This is a genomic window from Streptomyces sp. NBC_01304, assembly GCF_035975855.1.
Lineage (GTDB): Bacteria > Actinomycetota > Actinomycetes > Streptomycetales > Streptomycetaceae > Streptomyces.
This window is the reverse complement of the sequence record NZ_CP109055.1, coordinates 5,492,964-5,508,153: the sequence shown is the minus strand read 5'-3', so window position 1 is coordinate 5,508,153 and position 15,190 is coordinate 5,492,964. Positions and strand designations below refer to the sequence as shown.

Annotated in this window: 18 protein-coding genes; 3 read left to right on the top strand and 15 right to left on the bottom strand. The window is 70.4% G+C overall.

The features are described 5' to 3' along the window. Nucleotides 1-11: 11 nt before the first annotated feature. Nucleotides 12-809 (bottom strand): alpha/beta fold hydrolase, encoded by a 798-nt coding sequence (locus tag OG430_RS24400; RefSeq protein ID WP_327354721.1) that lies wholly within the window; start codon nt 807-809, stop codon nt 12-14. A 103-nt stretch (nt 810-912) separates the two neighbouring features. On the opposite strand from OG430_RS24400, the gene OG430_RS24395 reads away from it, so the two are divergent. Then, nucleotides 913-2,253 carry an aminotransferase-like domain-containing protein gene (locus tag OG430_RS24395; protein WP_327354720.1) on the top strand — a complete coding sequence of 447 codons (1,341 nt, stop codon included), beginning with the start codon at nt 913-915 and terminating at the stop codon, nt 2,251-2,253. Here OG430_RS24395 and OG430_RS24390 read toward each other — a convergent pair. From OG430_RS24390 to OG430_RS24365, 6 genes are all read right to left on the bottom strand, one after another. Next, on the bottom strand, nt 2,236-3,066 hold the full coding sequence (locus OG430_RS24390) for a hypothetical protein (protein WP_327354718.1): 831 nt from the start codon (nt 3,064-3,066) through the stop codon (nt 2,236-2,238). The genes OG430_RS24395 and OG430_RS24390 overlap by 18 nt on opposite strands. A 123-nt stretch (nt 3,067-3,189) precedes the next feature. After that, the gene (locus tag OG430_RS24385) at nt 3,190-4,038 is read right to left on the bottom strand and encodes an ABC transporter permease (protein WP_327354717.1); all 849 of its coding nucleotides are present in this window, start codon (nt 4,036-4,038) and stop codon (nt 3,190-3,192) included. Further along, nucleotides 4,035-5,111 (bottom strand): ATP-binding cassette domain-containing protein, encoded by a 1,077-nt coding sequence (locus tag OG430_RS24380; protein WP_327354716.1) that lies wholly within the window; start codon nt 5,109-5,111, stop codon nt 4,035-4,037. The genes OG430_RS24385 and OG430_RS24380 overlap by 4 nt, the downstream gene beginning before the upstream one ends. A 124-nt stretch (nt 5,112-5,235) precedes the next feature. Continuing rightward, nucleotides 5,236-5,730: an SH3 domain-containing protein gene (locus OG430_RS24375; protein ID WP_327354715.1), complete on the bottom strand. Its 495-nt coding sequence runs from the start codon at nt 5,728-5,730 to the stop codon at nt 5,236-5,238. A gap of 34 nt (nt 5,731-5,764) precedes the next feature. Then, a complete protein-coding gene (locus OG430_RS24370; protein WP_327354714.1) occupies nt 5,765-6,151 on the bottom strand; it encodes a hypothetical protein in 387 nt (128 codons plus the stop codon). A gap of 220 nt (nt 6,152-6,371) precedes the next feature. After that, nucleotides 6,372-7,178 carry a nucleotidyltransferase gene (locus OG430_RS24365; RefSeq protein WP_327354713.1) on the bottom strand — a complete coding sequence of 269 codons (807 nt, stop codon included), beginning with the start codon at nt 7,176-7,178 and terminating at the stop codon, nt 6,372-6,374. 99 nt (nt 7,179-7,277) lie between these two features. Between OG430_RS24365 and OG430_RS24360 the strand changes: the two genes are divergently transcribed. After that, a complete protein-coding gene (locus OG430_RS24360; RefSeq protein WP_327354712.1) occupies nt 7,278-9,275 on the top strand; it encodes an amino acid transporter in 1,998 nt (665 codons plus the stop codon). A gap of 7 nt (nt 9,276-9,282) precedes the next feature. On the opposite strand, the gene OG430_RS24355 is transcribed toward OG430_RS24360, so the two are convergent. From OG430_RS24355 to OG430_RS24345, 3 genes are read right to left on the bottom strand one after another with little or no spacing between them, the layout of a single operon-like run. Beyond that, a complete protein-coding gene (locus OG430_RS24355; protein WP_327354711.1) occupies nt 9,283-10,449 on the bottom strand; it encodes an FUSC family protein in 1,167 nt (388 codons plus the stop codon). Then, nucleotides 10,442-11,080, bottom strand: a complete 639-nt coding sequence (locus tag OG430_RS24350) for a disulfide bond formation protein B (protein ID WP_327354710.1) — start codon at nt 11,078-11,080, stop codon at nt 10,442-10,444. Before OG430_RS24350 ends, OG430_RS24355 begins: the two co-directional genes overlap by 8 nt. 1 nt (nt 11,081) lies before the next feature. Next, complete coding sequence (locus OG430_RS24345; RefSeq protein WP_327354709.1) at nt 11,082-11,246, bottom strand: DUF5993 family protein; 165 nt, start codon at nt 11,244-11,246, stop codon at nt 11,082-11,084. A 182-nt stretch (nt 11,247-11,428) separates the two neighbouring features. On the opposite strand from OG430_RS24345, the gene OG430_RS24340 reads away from it, so the two are divergent. Next, a complete protein-coding gene (locus OG430_RS24340; protein ID WP_327354708.1) occupies nt 11,429-11,782 on the top strand; it encodes a hypothetical protein in 354 nt (117 codons plus the stop codon). Here OG430_RS24340 and OG430_RS24335 read toward each other — a convergent pair. From OG430_RS24335 to OG430_RS24315, 5 genes are all read right to left on the bottom strand, one after another. Then, a complete protein-coding gene (locus tag OG430_RS24335) occupies nt 11,668-12,126 on the bottom strand; it encodes a hemerythrin domain-containing protein (protein ID WP_327354707.1) in 459 nt (152 codons plus the stop codon). The two genes, OG430_RS24340 and OG430_RS24335, sit on opposite strands and share 115 nt — an antisense overlap. Nucleotides 12,127-12,160: 34 nt before the next feature. Further along, the gene (locus tag OG430_RS24330; RefSeq protein WP_327354706.1) at nt 12,161-12,544 is read right to left on the bottom strand and encodes a fluoride efflux transporter FluC; all 384 of its coding nucleotides are present in this window, start codon (nt 12,542-12,544) and stop codon (nt 12,161-12,163) included. A gap of 3 nt (nt 12,545-12,547) precedes the next feature. Continuing rightward, a complete protein-coding gene (gene crcB, locus OG430_RS24325; protein ID WP_327354705.1) occupies nt 12,548-12,964 on the bottom strand; it encodes a fluoride efflux transporter CrcB in 417 nt (138 codons plus the stop codon). A 135-nt stretch (nt 12,965-13,099) separates the two neighbouring features. Next, a complete protein-coding gene (locus tag OG430_RS24320; RefSeq protein ID WP_327354704.1) occupies nt 13,100-13,921 on the bottom strand; it encodes an ABC transporter permease in 822 nt (273 codons plus the stop codon). After that, nucleotides 13,918-14,919, bottom strand: a complete 1,002-nt coding sequence (locus OG430_RS24315; RefSeq protein ID WP_327354703.1) for an ATP-binding cassette domain-containing protein — start codon at nt 14,917-14,919, stop codon at nt 13,918-13,920. Before OG430_RS24315 ends, OG430_RS24320 begins: the two co-directional genes overlap by 4 nt. Nucleotides 14,920-15,190 lie beyond the last annotated feature (271 nt).

The window sequence follows — 15,190 nt, the reverse complement described above, 5'->3', positions numbered from 1 at the left end:
TCACGGTCGGATCAGGGTCGGTCCAGCCGGGCCAGGAACGCCCCCAACGCCGCGTTGAACTCCTCCGGCCGCTCCAGATTGGGCATGTGGGCCGCCCCTTCGACCACGCACAGGGTCGAGTCGGGCAGCGCCGCGTGCATCGCCTCCGCGTCCGCGACCGGCGTGAACTCGTCGTCCCGGCCCACGACCACCAGCGCGGGCACCGACACCCGGGTCAACAGCTCGCGGTAGTCGGGCCGTTCGGCCCGTCCCCGCAGCGCCGCCGCCGCGCCTTCGGGGGATGTTGAAGTCATCATGCGCAGGACGTGCGAGGCCACCTCGGGTGCGGCGTCGGGCGCGACCATCTTGAACAGGACCTCGTCCGCATGGCCCCGCATCCCTTCGCGCACCAGCCGCTCCGCGAGCTCCCGACGCCAGGCCTTGCCCTCCTCCGTCTCCGCCGCCGGGAACGTGTCCGCGAGGACCAGGCCCCGGATCCGCGCGCCGAACTGCCGGTGGCACTCCATGACGATCTGCCCGCCCATCGAAAGACCGCCGAGGACGAAGTCCCGTACGCCGAGGTGGTCGAGGAGGGCCGCCAGGTCCTCGGCGAACGTCGAGAGCAGTGTCTTTCCCGGTACGACGTCGGACTCGCCATAGCCCCGCAGATCGGGCGCGATCACCCGGAAGTCACCGGAGAACGCGGCAAGTTGGGGCGCCCACATGCTGCGGTCGAAGGGGTGCCCGTGGACCAGGACCAGCGGGACGCCGTCGGTCGGGCCCTTGTCGTCGTAGCCGACAGTGATGCCGTTGAGGAGTGCGTTTGCCATGGTCAGGAGCGTAGAAAGGGAGCCTTTCTCGGGGCAATAGAATCATTTGCTCTCGGTGCAATATGTACGCAGCGGGAATCCGTACGCAGCAGGGGGCCAGCGCATGCACGACTACCGCCGCATCGCCGACACCGTCGCCGGCGACATCCGCAGCGGCCGCCTCAGGCCCGGCGACCGCCTCCCCACCCAGCGCGCCTTCGCCAGGCGCCGCCGCATCGCCGACTCCACCGCAGGCCGCGTCTACGCCGAGCTGGTGCGGCGCGGCCTCGTCGTCGGCGAGGTGGGGCGCGGCACCTTCGTGCGGGCGGCGCCCGAGCCGGAGTCCGGGCGGGCCCTTGCGGAGCCCTACGGACCCTCGGACGCCGAGGTCAATCTGCAGCTCAACTACCCTTGCGCGCCCGGCCAGTCGGAGCTCATCGCCCCCGCCCTGCGCGCCCTCACCCGCCCCGACGTCCTCGCCGCGGCGACCCGCCCGGCCCCCGCCGACGGAACCCCCGCGGCGCGGGCGGCGACGGCCGCGCTGCTCACCCGTGCGGGCTGGCGACCCGCGCCGGAGCAGCTGCTCTTCGCCGGTAACGCGCGGCAGGCGATCGCGGGCACGCTCTCCGCGCTGGTACGTCCCGGGGGCCGGGTCGGTGTGGAGGCGCTGACCTATCCGCTGGTCAAGGAGATCGCCGCCCGTCTGAGCGTCCAGCTGGTCCCGCTCGCCACGGACGAGGCGGGGCTGCGGCCCGACGCGCTCGCGGCCGCCCACCGGTCGGCGCCGCTCGGCGCGCTCTACGTACAGCCGACCCTGCAGAACCCGACGTCGGTGACGATGCCCGACGGCCGGCGGAGGCAACTGGCCGAGACCGCAAGGGAGTTGCGGCTGCCCATCGTCGAGGATCGGATCTGGTCCTTCCTCCACGAGGGCCCGGAACCACCCCTCGCCGCGTACGCCCCCGAACGCACCCACCTCATCGACGGCCTCTCCAAGCGCGTCGCCCCCGGCCTGACCGTCGGCTTCGTCGTTGCCCCCGATGGGCGGGGCGAGCGGGTCGCCGAGGCGCTGCGGGGCGGGGGCTGGACGGCGTCCCGGTTCGGGCTCGAGGCGGCCACGCGGTGGCTGGGCGACGGCACGGTCGCCCGCCTCGTCGAGGCCAAGCGCGAGGACGCGGCGGCGCGGCAGCGGATTCTGGCGGAGTGCCTGGCCGGTCAGGACGTACGGGCCGATCCGCACGGCTACTTCGCCTGGTGGCGGCTGCCCGCGCCCTGGCGGGGCGAGACCTTCGCGGCCGCCGCGGCCGGGCGGGGCATCGCGCTCACCGAGGGGGCGGCCTTCGCGATCGGGGCGCACTCGGCGCCGGACGCGGTGCGGCTCGGCCTCGCGACACCGGCGCACGACACCCTCGCGTATGCCCTCGGGACCCTTGCGGAACTTGCCGCCTCAGACCCGCTCGCCTGAAGAGTTCGACCGCCCGGAGAAGCGCCCGGCGAGGAACGCCCCGAGGGCCACCGCGAGCCCGACTCCCAACATCACCCACACCGCGAGCCGCAGCGCCGACGTCAGCGCGTCGTACACGGCCGCGGCCGCGTCCCGCGAGATGTCCGGCGGGAGATCGCTCAGGGTCAGGTGCCGGGAGATGAGGAGCGCGATGCCGAGCAGGACGGCGGCCAGGGCGACGCCGAGCCCCGTCGCGGTGATCGCCCGACGGCGGCGTACCGCGAGCGCGATGCCCGCGAGCGCGCACAGCACGGAGGCGACGGGCAGCCAGATGCCCGCGATCTGAAGCATGTGGAACCCCTTCCGCAGGGAGCCGAGGTCGTTGCCGGTCATGACGGTGATCTCGGTGTGCTGGACCGGGATGTTCTTGGCGAAGGGCGCGCCCTCGTCGACGAGCTGCTGTTTCAGCTGCTTGGTGATGGGCGCGAGGTCGATGGTGACGGTGTCGGTCGAGCCGTCGTCGAGGGCCCGCTGCACGGCGTCGTGGGCGGCGCGCACGGCCGCGTTCCAGGCGGTCTGGAAGGCCTTGGTGCCGGTGAAGGACTTCACGGCGTCGTTGATGAAGGTCTCGACGGTGCCGGTCAGTGGCCCCAGGTCGACGGCCTTCATGACCTCTTTGGTGACCGCGTCGGCCACGGCGTCCTGCACGGCCGCGTTCGAGGCGAGCGGGGCCATGTTCTGTACGTACGCATCCGTGTCACCGATGTCGTACTTCGCCCAGGTCGACAGCGCACCGAGCGGCGCGAGCAGGCAGGCGAGCACGAGCAGCACCACAGCCGCAATTCCCCGAAAACTCCGCTGACTCCGCACCCTCCCCAGGCTTGGGGACCGGATGCGGAGCCGCGAGATGTGGTGGTGCGCACGAGTGAGGGACAGGGCCAAGCGGCTGAGCGGGGGCTACTTGCGGCTGTAGAGCCGCATCGTCACCGGCCCGAAGATCAGCACGAACAGGCCGGCCCAGCCGAGGGACCAGAGCAGGTCGGCCGCCGGCCAGTTCCCCGCCATCAACTCGCGTACGGCGGTGGCCAGATGGGTGATGGGGCTGTTGTTCACGAAGGCCTGCAGCCAGCCCGGCATGGTGATCGGGTCGACGAAGATGTTGCTGAGGAAGGTCAGCGGGAACAGCACCATCATGCTGACGCCCATCACGGACTTCTCGCTGCGGAGCAGCAGCCCGAACATCGTCCACACCCACGAGAACGCGAACGAGAAGACGATCAGCAGGGCGATCCCGGCAAGCACCCCGACCGGCCCGCCGTCCGGCCTGAAGCCCATGATCAGGCCGACCGTGAGCATCACGAGCGAGGCCATGGTGTAGCGCAGGGCATCGCCGAGCAGATAGCCGACCATCGGCGCGGGCCGCCAGATCGGCAGCGTACGGAATCGGTCGAAGACGCCCTTCTCGATGTCCGTGTTGACCGCGACACCCGTGTACATCGTGATCATCACGACGCTCATCACCATGATGCCGGGCAGCAGTTGCTGGATGTACGCGCTCGGCGAGCCGGCCAGGGCGCCGCCGAAGAGGTACGTGTACATCACGACCATCATGATCGGGAAGGCGGTGACGTCGAAGAGCTGCTCGGGCACGTGCTTGATCTTCAGGATGGCCCGCCAGCCGAAGGTGAGCGAGGTCGAGACGGCGCTGGGCCGGGGCGGGCGGTCCTTGGCGATGAGGAGTTCGGCGAGGGTCTCGGTGTGCACGGGCGCCAGTTCGGCGGCTTCGGTGCTGGTCGCGGTGCTCATGCTGCCGCCTCCTCGGAGAGCGCGTCGGTGTCGGTATCGGTGTCGGTCGACTCGGGCTTGCGGTCGGTGAGGGCGAGGAAGACCTCGTCCAGGCTGGGCTGGCCGAGGGAGAAGTTGTCGACGGTGATGCCGTGGTGGGCGAGTTCGGCGAGCGCGCGGGATGCCTTCTCGGCGGCGCCCTGGCCCCCGTCGCAAGCGACGGCTCCACCGGAGCGGCTGTCGCCGCGCGAATATTGGCCGTTGCCCACGCGCGCCGTGAGCGCCAACGGGTCGGCCTCCAACTGGACTTGGGCGTCGAGGGCGAGGTGCAGGATCCGCTCGGCCTCGGCGCGCTGGGCCGCGTCCCGCAGCCGCAGATGCACGGCGCCCGCGCCGACCGACGCCTTGAGCTCGCCCTTCGTGCCCTCGGCGATGACCTTGCCCTTGTCGATGACGGCGATCCGGGACGCCAACTGGTCGGCCTCGTCCAGGTATTGGGTGGTCAGCAGGACCGTCGTGCCCTGCCCGACGACCGCGCGCACGATGTCCCAGACCTGGTTGCGGCTGCGCGGGTCGAGGCCCGTCGTCGGCTCGTCCAGGAAGAGCAGGTCGGGGGTGTTGAGAATGGACGCGGCGATGTCGATGCGGCGCCGCATGCCGCCCGAGTAGTTCTTCACCTGCCGTGCGGCCGCGTCCGTCAGCCCGAAGGCTTCCAAGAGCTGACCTGCCCTGCTGTACGAGGCCTTCTTGGAGTGGCCCATCAGACGGGCCAGGAGCACCAGGTTCTCGGTGCCGGTCAGGTCCTCGTCGACGGAGGCGTACTGACCGGTGAGGCTGACCCGGCTGCGTACGGCATCCGCTTCCCGGACGACGTCGTGGCCGAAGACATGGGCCTCGCCGCCGTCCGGGCGGAGCAGGGTGGCCAGCATTTTCACGGTGGTGGTCTTGCCCGCGCCGTTCGGGCCGAGGACGCCGTAGACCGTGCCGGCCGGGACGGAGAGGTCCACGCCGTCGACGGCGCGGTTCTCACCGAAGGTCTTCACCAGACCCGCGGTCTCGATGGCCAAACCGGCCGACGACAACTGCTTGCTCATGGTGCGGTCCCTCCGGGGGTGGCGGTTTCACGCTCGACGCAAGGATGACTCCGGGCGTCACGCAAACTCATCGCACCTGAGCACTATTTGTTTGGGGGCAGTTGGTCCTACGACTGCCTTGGTCCTACGACCGCCTCGGTACCCACCGCCCGTTCTCGTAACGGCCCTCGTGCCGCCCGTCGTACCGCTCGTCGGATCTGCGACCGCCGTGCCAGCACGGGTCCCAGCACTCCTCGTTGCAGTTCGTGTTCGTGTGGTGGCCCGGCCGGCCGCCGCACATCGGCACCTGCCGGTCCGGCTGCATGAACGCGCCGCTGGCCCAGGCGCGGGCGCCGCCCAGCCAGTACCAGTACGGATTCCCGTTCACGTACGTCCCGTACGTCGCGCACTCCAGGCGGTCCTGGCTGCCGGAGGGGAGGTAGCCGACGACCCGGGACCCGGTGTCGGGGTCGGCCCGCAGGTTCATGTCGCCGCGGGAGACGACGGTGCCCCAGACGGGACCGCCGTTGTTGTTGGCCGGGGCGGCCTCGGCCGTCCCGACGGAGGTGAGGGTGAGGGCCCCGGTCAGCAGCAGGGCGGCGCCCAGCGCACGCAGGGGACCTATCCGGAGTGTGGGCATGAGCGCCTCCTGGAGGGCTCGGGCGGTGAGGCGCTCAGTCCTCGGAGGTGTAGAACCGGTAGAACACGGCGCAGGCCACGGCGCCCGCGACCAGGGCCGCGTGGCCGGCGGAGCGCAGGATGCTCACGCCGGTGAGGCTGTAGAGGAACCCGAAGGCACCGCCGGCGAGGGCGGCCCAGGCGAAGGCGCGCAGCTCGCGGGGCAGGCGGGGGGCGAGCCTGAGCACGGCGAGGTAGAGCACGCCCAGGGCTACGCCGGTGACGATGCCGAACAGCACGTTCATGCCCGTGATCGGGCCTGCGTGGCGGTTGATTCCGGCGGCCCAGATGCCGTAGACGACGGCGAGGACCGGGGCCAGCTTGGCGGCTGAGCCGATGCGGGTGCCGCTCATGCGGGACGGTGCGGGTGCGGCATGTGCCATGACGGAGCTTCCTCTCTCGTCGCCCCCTATCCAGGGCACACCGGAGCGGGGGGTCCGGCAACTCGGAGCTGTTTTTCTCCCCGCCCCGCCCCTTCCCGAAATCCTGCGGAGCTGTGTCCTCAAACGCCGGACGGGCTGATGAAATCAGCCCGTCCGGCGTTTGAGGACAGTCTTTGAAGCCGACGGCAGTCTTACGGGAAGGGGCGGGGCGGGGGGAAAATCACTCCACCCGCCGGATCTGCGCGTCCAGAAAGGACACCGCCAGCTCGGCCCGCCGGGCCAGCCACTCTTCGGTGCGAGCGTCCGGGCCGGTGAGGCCGTACCGGCGATTGCGTACATCCGCCACCAGCTCCCCCGGAGCCCCCAGCTCGACGAGCACGTCGAGGGCCTCCGCCTTCGTGATCAGGCGCCCCGACCGAAGCGTGACCGACGCCCTGGCAAGGACCAGCAGACCACCGTCGATCCAGATGTCCTGGCGCCAATTAGCCTCATTCGCAAGGGCCTTGCGCCAGAACCCGGTCAGATCGCGGCGGATGAAAGCCGAGAGCTCGGCATCCGTGACCGGCGGAAGCAGCCCCGCCGGAGCCTCCCCGTGCAGCACGCGCGCGAAGGCGTGCAGCTCGCGCCGGGTCACCTCGGTGACGGGCCGGTGGTCGCAGAGTTCCTCGTACCACCAGGACAGATGAGGGGCGTCGAGCTCCCCGAGCTCGGCCACCGGCACGTAGGCACAGTGCAGATGAGGCGCGAGAGGGCTGGTCGCGCCCACGCGGCGATGGGCCGAGTCGAGGCCCGCTCGCTCGGCCGAAGTGCACGGCCGCTCCAGGACCGCCACGAGGTCGAGATCGCTCCGGCCCTCCTGATAGTCACCCCCGCCCAGCGAACCGTGCGCCCACACCGCACGCAGCGGCACGACGGGCACGATCGCCGCGACGAAGGCGGCGAGGAACGTTTCGGTCGCCTCAGGGGCCTTGGATGCCGCGGGTATCTCGGATGACTCGGATGCATCAGATGCCTCGTACGTCGTCATCCGTCCACCCTGCCGCCCCGAGCGCGCCCTCGGAAGGGGTTCCGCAGCCAGGTCCGAGACGGGCTCCCCAACTCGCCGCCACCCCCACCCCAGGCCAAGATGACCTTTATGTCCGCCGACACCACCCCGCGTACGGGCACCCGCAACCGGTTCCGGGCCTGGCTCCTCGACGGGCTGAGCGAGACCGTGGCGCGCCACCCCGGTCCGCACGCCAAGCTCGCCCCGGAGCACCGGGGCCACAAGTGGTGGCGGGTCATGTGCCTCACCGGCGTGGACTACTTCTCCACCCTCGGCTACCAGCCGGGCATCGCCGCCCTCGCCGCCGGACTGCTCTCGCCCCTCGCCACCGTCGTGCTCATCGCGCTGACCCTGCTCGGCGCGCTGCCGGTGTACCGCAGAGTGGCCAAGGAGAGCCCGTACGGCGCGGGGTCGATCTCCATGCTGGAGCGGCTGCTGCACTGGTGGTCGGGGAAGCTCTTCGTGCTCGTGCTGCTCGGCTTCGCCGCCACCGACTTCATGATCACGATGACCCTGTCGGCCGCGGACGCCGCCGCCCACGTTGTCGAGAACCCCTTCGCCCCGCACTGGCTGGAGGGCGAGAACACCTGGATCACGCTGTTCCTGCTCGCCGCGCTGGCCGCCGTCTTCCTCAAGGGGTTCAAGGAGGCCATCGGCGTCGCGGTGGTCCTGGTGGCGACGTACCTGACGCTCAATGTGGTCGTCCTGTCCACCGCCGCCTGGGAGGTCATCAGCAAGCCGCACCAGATCGGCGACTGGACCGACGCGATGACCGCCGAGCACTCGTCGCCGTTCGCGATGATCGGCGTCGCGCTGCTCGTCTTCCCGAAGCTGGCCCTCGGCATGTCCGGCTTCGAGACCGGCGTCGCGGTGATGCCGCAGGTCAGGGGCGACGACACGGACACCCACGCCAACCCGGCCGGCCGCATCCGCGACACCCGCAAGCTGCTCACCACGGCCGCCGTGATCATGAGCTGCTTCCTGATGCTGTCCAGCCTGGCGACCACCATCCTGATCCCGCAGGACGAGTTCAAGGCCGGCGGCCAGGCCAACGGCCGCGCCCTCGCCTATCTGGCCCATGAGCACCTCGGCGAGATCTTCGGCACGATCTACGACGTCTCGACCATCGCCATCCTCTGGTTCGCGGGCGCCTCGGCCCTCGCCGGCCTGCTGAACCTCGTACCGCGCTATCTGCCGCGCTACGGCATGGCTCCCGAATGGGCGCGCGCGGTACGCCCCCTCGTCCTGGTCTTCATGGGCATCGGGGTCGCCATCACGCTGTGGTTCAACGCGAACGTCGACGCCCAGAGCGGCGCGTACGCGACCGGCGTCCTCGTGCTCATGCTGTCGGCGGCCTTCGCCTGTACGGCCGCCGCGCGCAAGGCCGGCCAGCGCAAGGCGACGATCGGCTTCGGCGTGATCACCGCGGTGCTCTCGTACACCCTCGTCGACAACGTGGTGGAGCGGCCCGACGGCATCCGGATCGCCGCCCTCTTCATCTTCGCGATCATGCTGACGTCCATCGCCTCGCGCATCCACCGCTCCTTCGAACTGCGCGCGGCGGACGTCACGTTCGACGAGACGGCGGCCCGGCTCATCGACGCGGCGGCCAGCCAGGGGCCGCTGCAGATCATCGCGCACGAGCCGCCGCCGAAGTCGAAGATCGACGCCGAGCCGGGCAAGCGCAGCCTCCTCGAATACCGGGCCAAGGAGGCCAGCCAGCGGGACGAGACGAACATCCCGCCGGGCCGTCCCGTGCTCTTCCTGGAGGTCTATCTCGCGAATTCCTCGGACTTCCGGGCGGACCTGGTCGTCAAGGGCCAGGAGCTGCACGGGGCACGGCTGTTGCGCGTGGAGGGGCCGGTCATCGGCAACACGATCGCGGCGGTCCTCCTCGAACTCCGCGACCGCACCGAGGAGATCCCGCACGCCTACTTCAACTGGACCGAGGGCCACCCGGTCAGCCACCTGCTGCGCTTCCTGGTCTTCGGTGACGGCGAGGTGGCCCCGGTCACCCGCGAGGTGCTGCGCCGGGCCGAGAAGGACCCGGAGCTGCGGCCCCGGGTCATCACCGGCTAGCTCCGGATCAGCTGAACGCCCCTGTGTGCGGGCCGAGTTCCGGATCCAGCTCGTGCAGCATCCGCCGCGCGTCCTCCAGGATCCCGGCCGTGCACAGCACCCGCCAGTCCGCGTACGCCGGGTTCTGCGCGAGGGCCGTCCGCAGATAGCTGGTCTCCGCCTCCCCGAGCAACTGCGCGAGCCTGGCGTGGAGTTCGGGCGTCGGAGGGTTCTCCAGGGTGTGTACGTCGGCCAGGTCGCCGAGCATCGCGGCCAGGTCGGCCAGCATCCGGTCGAGCCCGTCCGGCGCCGCCACCTCGACCCGCTCCCCGTCGCCCGCACCGTCGTGCAGCGCGGGCGGGCGCCCCTCGCGGAAGGTGAGGTTGTACAGGCCGCGGGTCAGGCCGCGCAGCTGGCTGCCCACGTGGTCGAGGCACTGGGTGGCCTCGGCGAGCCGGTTGATGCGGGGCCGCGCCGCCCGCCCGCGCGGCCGCCAGCGCACGGCGTCCTCGGCGTCCCGGACGGCGCCGCGTACCTTCTCCAGGCGCTTGGACAGCGCGCGGGCCTGACGCACCCACTCCCCGGTGTGCGCGGACCAGTCACCGGCACTCAGGTGCCGGGCCACCGTGTCCAGGAGTGCGGCCATTTCCCTTGTCAGCCGGGCAAGTTCGTCGCCCGCGCGACTGCTGAAGCCGGGCGCGGGCAGGACCAGGCCGACCAGGGTGCCGATGAGGACGCCGACCACGTTGTCCTCCAGGCGGGACGCGCCGTAGCCGAAGTGCGAGGCCGTGCCCATCACCAGGACCGCGGTCAGGGCGACCTGGTGCATCTGCGGGCCGAGCCGGAACAGCCGCCCCGCGTACATCCCGAGGGCCACGACGCACACGACGCTGACGCCGTTCACCCCGACCGTCCGGGCCGCCACCACGCCGAGCAGGAACCCGAAGAGGATCCCGGCCGCCCGCTGCAGGCTCTTGCGGGCGGTCGCGTACGGCGTCGTCTGCGCGGCGAGGATCGCGCCCGCCGGGGCGAGCGAGGCCGCCTCCGAGTGCAGCAGGGCGGTCGCGATCCACCAGGAGATCCCGGACGCGAGCGCGGCCCGCAGCACCATCGTGCCGTCGCCGAAGCCGGCCGTCGCCCGGGACCACCAACTCGCCTTGTTCGTGCGCGAATCGGCCGAGGGCGAGTCAGTCAAGGATTCCCACGTCGTAGAAGAACTGGTAGCGGGTCGGGTCGTCCGGCAGCCACCAGTGGAAGCCCTCCTCCAAGAAGACCGCCACCAGGTCGATCGCGATGATCAGGGCGATGAACCAGAGGACGGCACGGCCGAGGATCCAGTAGAGGCCGGTCGTCGGGACCGTACGGTCGGCGGTCAGATGCGCGAGCGCCATGATGATGCCGATGCCGACGATCGAGAGCATGAAGAGGATCCACGCCCAGACGTACATGTGCAGGCCGAGCACCGGGCTGCCGTAGCCCTTGTCGCCCGGCAGGATGTGCAGCATCGTCTGCCGCCAGGCCGTGAACGCCCCGCCGATGCAGGCGACCAGGGCGAGGCCCCAGCCCATCATGTAGTCGCGGCCGCCGATCGTCCCGGTCATGCCCTTGCGCACGATGGTCGCGGCGCCGAGCGCGGCGAGCAGCATGAACATGCGCTGGACCATGCAGAGCGGGCAGGGGTAGTCCCAGCTGATGAACTGCACCCCGAGCCCGCAGCAGACGATCGCCGTCCAGCCGACGGCGAAGAAGCAGGCGAACCAGTACTGGACCTTGCCGAGGACGCCGGAACCCTCGGAGATCTCGCGCGGAGCCGTCATGGAGGCCATGTCAGTAACTCAGTCCGAGCTTGAGGCTGCTGGTGACGTGGTGGTTCAGCAGGATGGCGACGAGAAGGATCATGAAGGCCCAGGCGCCGAGCACGACGGTGCGCGAGCGCTGTCGGTAGATCGCGAACCAGGTGGCGAGCAGGCCACCGAAGATGATCGTGTCCATGTCCGCGGACCGTAGTCAGCGCCGTCCCCGCGCCGGGTGCCCCGGGCGGGGACGCGCGGGGAAGTCCACGCGAAGGGCCCAGGGTGGCGGCGTATGACCATAAGCAACCTGTTTTATGACCGTTCGGCGACAACAGGCCATTTGCCTCGATTTCGCCGGTGCCGGCGTGCTTGCCTCGGTCCATGAGGAATCCGATGAAGGCTCAGGAGCAGATCCAGGAGCAGCGCAGGATCCATCTGGTCGGCGTGACGGTGGCAGCGGTTCTGCTGCTCACCAGCGCGCTGGTGCTGCTCGTCGTCCAGGAGGGCAACGCGACCACGGAGGAGCGCGCCCCCAAGGTCACGCAGATCTCGCTGGTCCAGGGCAGTGACAGTGGTCAGGACAGTCAGGACAGTCAGGACATTGAGGTCGGTCAACTCGGTCAGGACGACGACGGGTGGGCCGACCTCCAGGCCGCCATGGACCTGTCCCACTCGTCCCCGGACAGCGCGGTGAGCGAGGCCGGGAAGAGCCCGTCCTCCTCCTTCGCGATGTGATGGTGCAGCTCGTCGACGGCCTCGTGGAGCGTACGTACGTCCGCCGGGTCCGCCAGGTCGAGCCTGGGCAACAGGGCGGCGAGCTCCCGGTGTTCCCCCTCCAGGTCCGCGATGTAGTCCGCGTACTCCGGGTCCTCGCGCATCACCGCGAAGAGCCCCTCCTCCTCGCCCCGCCAGTGCTTGTCCAGCTCGACCGCCATCGCGGCGACCAGCTCACGGGCGCGGGCGATGTCACCGCGCTCCAGGGCGCGCAGGGCATCGCCCGCGGCGTCGGTGACGCGCTCGTGCTCGGCGATGAACTCCTTGATCAGGGGGATGTCGCGGCAACCGCAGTAGTGGCACATGACGACTGTTTCTACGCTGCCGGGTACGCGGTTCCTACGTCCACAGGCCCTGCGCGACCGCGATCCCCACGAACGCCGCACCGAGCCCGGCCACGACGCTGGTCACGGCGTTCATCGCGGCCAGGAAGCGGGCCCCCGACTCGGCGAGCCTGAGCGTCTCGTACGAGAACGTCGAGTACGTGGAGAGCGCCCCGCACAGCCCCGTCCCGAGCAGCAGCGCCAGCTGCGACGAGGCGGCCCCGGCGAGGACCGCGCCGGTCAGCACGCCCAGGATCAGGCAGGCCGTGACGTTGGCGACGAAGGTGCCCCAGGGAAAGCCGCCGTCCCCGGCGCCGTGCCGCAACCGGACGGTGCGGTCGGTGAGATAACGCAGAGGGGCGCCGACGGCTCCGCCGAGGAGGACGAGGATCCAGTTCACCTCTCATCGCCTCCCGTGCAGGAGCTTGCGCGTGACCGTGGCGGCGGCCCAGACCGCGAGCAGTGCGGTCAGCAGGGTCAGCGCGAGGTAGGCGAGGGCGGTGCGGGCCTGTTGGGCGTCGGTGAGGCGCTCGATGTCCACGGCGTACGTCGAGAAGGTGGTGAAGCCGCCGAGCACTCCCGTGCCGAAGAAGGGCTTGAGGAGGGGGTGTCGTGGTCTGCCCTCGGTGAGGGCCACCATGAGGACGCCCATGAGTGCGCAGCCCACGGTGTTCACGGCGAGGGTGGTCCAGGGGAAGGTTCCGTGGGGGGTGGGCCAGATGAGGGAGGCGCCGTAGCGGGCGCCGGCTCCCGTTGCACCACCGAGTGCGACGGCGACGAGGGTCCGGCCCTGGCCGCGCAGTGATCGGTGCGCTCCCATGAAGATCAGGCTACTTCTTTCTCCCCGCCCCGCCCCTTCCCGTAAGGCTGCCGCCGGCTTCAAAAGATTGTCCTCAAACGCCGGACGGGCTGGTTTTACCAGCCCGTCCGGCGTTTGAGGACAAAGGGTGATCGGTCAGCGCGTGACCTCGCGGTTGAAGACCGAGCGGGCCCACCAGTAGCCGAGGACGGCGAGGCCGGTGCACCAGGCCAGGGCGATCCAGCCGGTGTTGCCGATCTCCGTGCCGAGCAGCAGCCCGCGCAGGGTGTCGATGATCGGGGTGAAGGGCTGGTACTCGGCGAACCAGCGCAGCCCGGTCGGCATGGAGTCCGTGGAGACGATCGCGTTGCCGAGGAAGGGCAGGAAGGTCAGCGGCATCGGGGCGTTGGACGCGGACTCGATGGTCTTGGCGCCCATGCCCATCGCGGCGGTGATCCAGCTCAGGCCGAAGGACAGGAAGAGCAGCAGACCGATGGCGGCGAGCCATTCGACGGGCGAGGCGTCGGGGCGGAAGCCCACCGCGAGCGAGGCTCCGATGATCAGGACGAGGATCGCCACGGCCTGGACGACGCTGCCGAAGACGTGGCCGCTGAGCATGGCCCCGCGCGAGACCGACATCGTACGGAAGCGGTTGACGATGCCTTCCGTCTTGTCGGTGCAGACGGTGATGGCGGTCGAGAGGGCGCCGGAGGTCACGGCCATCAGGATGATGCCGGGGACCACGTAGTTGGTGTACTCGCCGCGGGTCATGCCGCCGCTGCCGGTGCCGAGCGTGCCGCCGAAGACGTACACGAACAGCAGCAGCATCACGATCGGCATCATGACGATCATGACCGTCAGCGACGGGTAGCGCCGCATGTGCTTGAGGTTGCGGCGCAGCATCGTCATCGAGTCGCGCAGGGCGTAGGAGCGAGCCGGCTCGGTGGCCTTGGCCGGGGTGATGGTCGCGGTGCTCATCGGTTCGACTCCTTCGGGGAGTTGGCGGCGGCGGCGGCGGGGGCGTTCTGCCGGCCGGTCAGGGTGAGGAAGACGTCGTCCAGGTCGGGCGTGTGCACGGTGAGCGACTCGGCCTGTACGTCGGTGGAGTCCAGGGCGTCGAGGACCGCGCGGAGATTGGGGATCGAGCCGTCGCTGGGGATCTGCAGGGTGAGCGACTCGTCGTCGCGGGTGGCCACGCCGAAGAGTTCGGCCGCCTTGTCGAGGTGGGCCGCGTCGGCGAACTGGACGCGGATGTGACCACCGGGGATCATCCGCTTCAGCTCGGCCGCGGTGCCCTCGGCGACCAGCTTGCCGTGGTCCAACACCGCGATGCGGTCGGCGAGTTGGTCGGCCTCCTCCAGGTACTGCGTGGTGAGGAAGATGGTCACGCCCTGGGCCACCTGGTCCCGGATGAGCTCCCACATGACGCGGCGGCTGCGCGGGTCGAGGCCGGTGGTCGGCTCGTCGAGGAAGATGATGTTCGGCCGGGCCACCAGGCTCATCGCCAGGTCCAGCTTGCGGCGCATGCCGCCGGAGAAGGTGGCGACGTTCTTCCTGGCCGCCTCGGTCAGCTCGAAGCGCTCCAGGAGCTCGGCGGCGCGGCGCTTGCCCTCGCGCCGGGGCAGGTGCTCCAGGTCGGCCATGAGGAGCAGGTTCTCCTCGGCGGTGAGCAGTCCGTCGACCGCCGCGAACTGTCCGGTGACGCCGATCTGGCCGCGTACGCCGGCGGGGTCCGTGAAGACGTCGTGGCCCGCGATCTGCGCCTCGCCGCCGTCGGCGGAGATGAGGGTGGACAGGATCTCCACGGTGGTGGTCTTGCCGGCGCCGTTCGGGCCGAGCAGGGCGAAGACCGAGCCTTCCGGGATGCGCAGGTCGATGCCGTCGAGCACCACCTTGTCGCCGTAGGACTTGCGCAGTCCGACGGCGGAGATCGCCGCGGGGCGCGTGCTGGAGGCCGCTGTGGTCGCGGTGTTCATGGTGGGCGGGCCCTTCTTTTCGGGGAGTCCGAGGGGATGGCGAACGAGATGGCTCAAGGTGGCGCATGTCTGGCGCTATGCACTGCGTTCCGCGCTGCCGTGCTTGCGTCATCACTATGGCACACGAGTGGCGCCATGGCGACCCTGTATGGCGCCAGAACTTCGCATCATGGCGCAAGATCCTGTCTGAGCTGCAGCGATGCTCGCGAAATTACTTGGCGTGCACCGCATGCGACGACGCCCCCGTACCGGCCATGGGGTCGGTACGGGG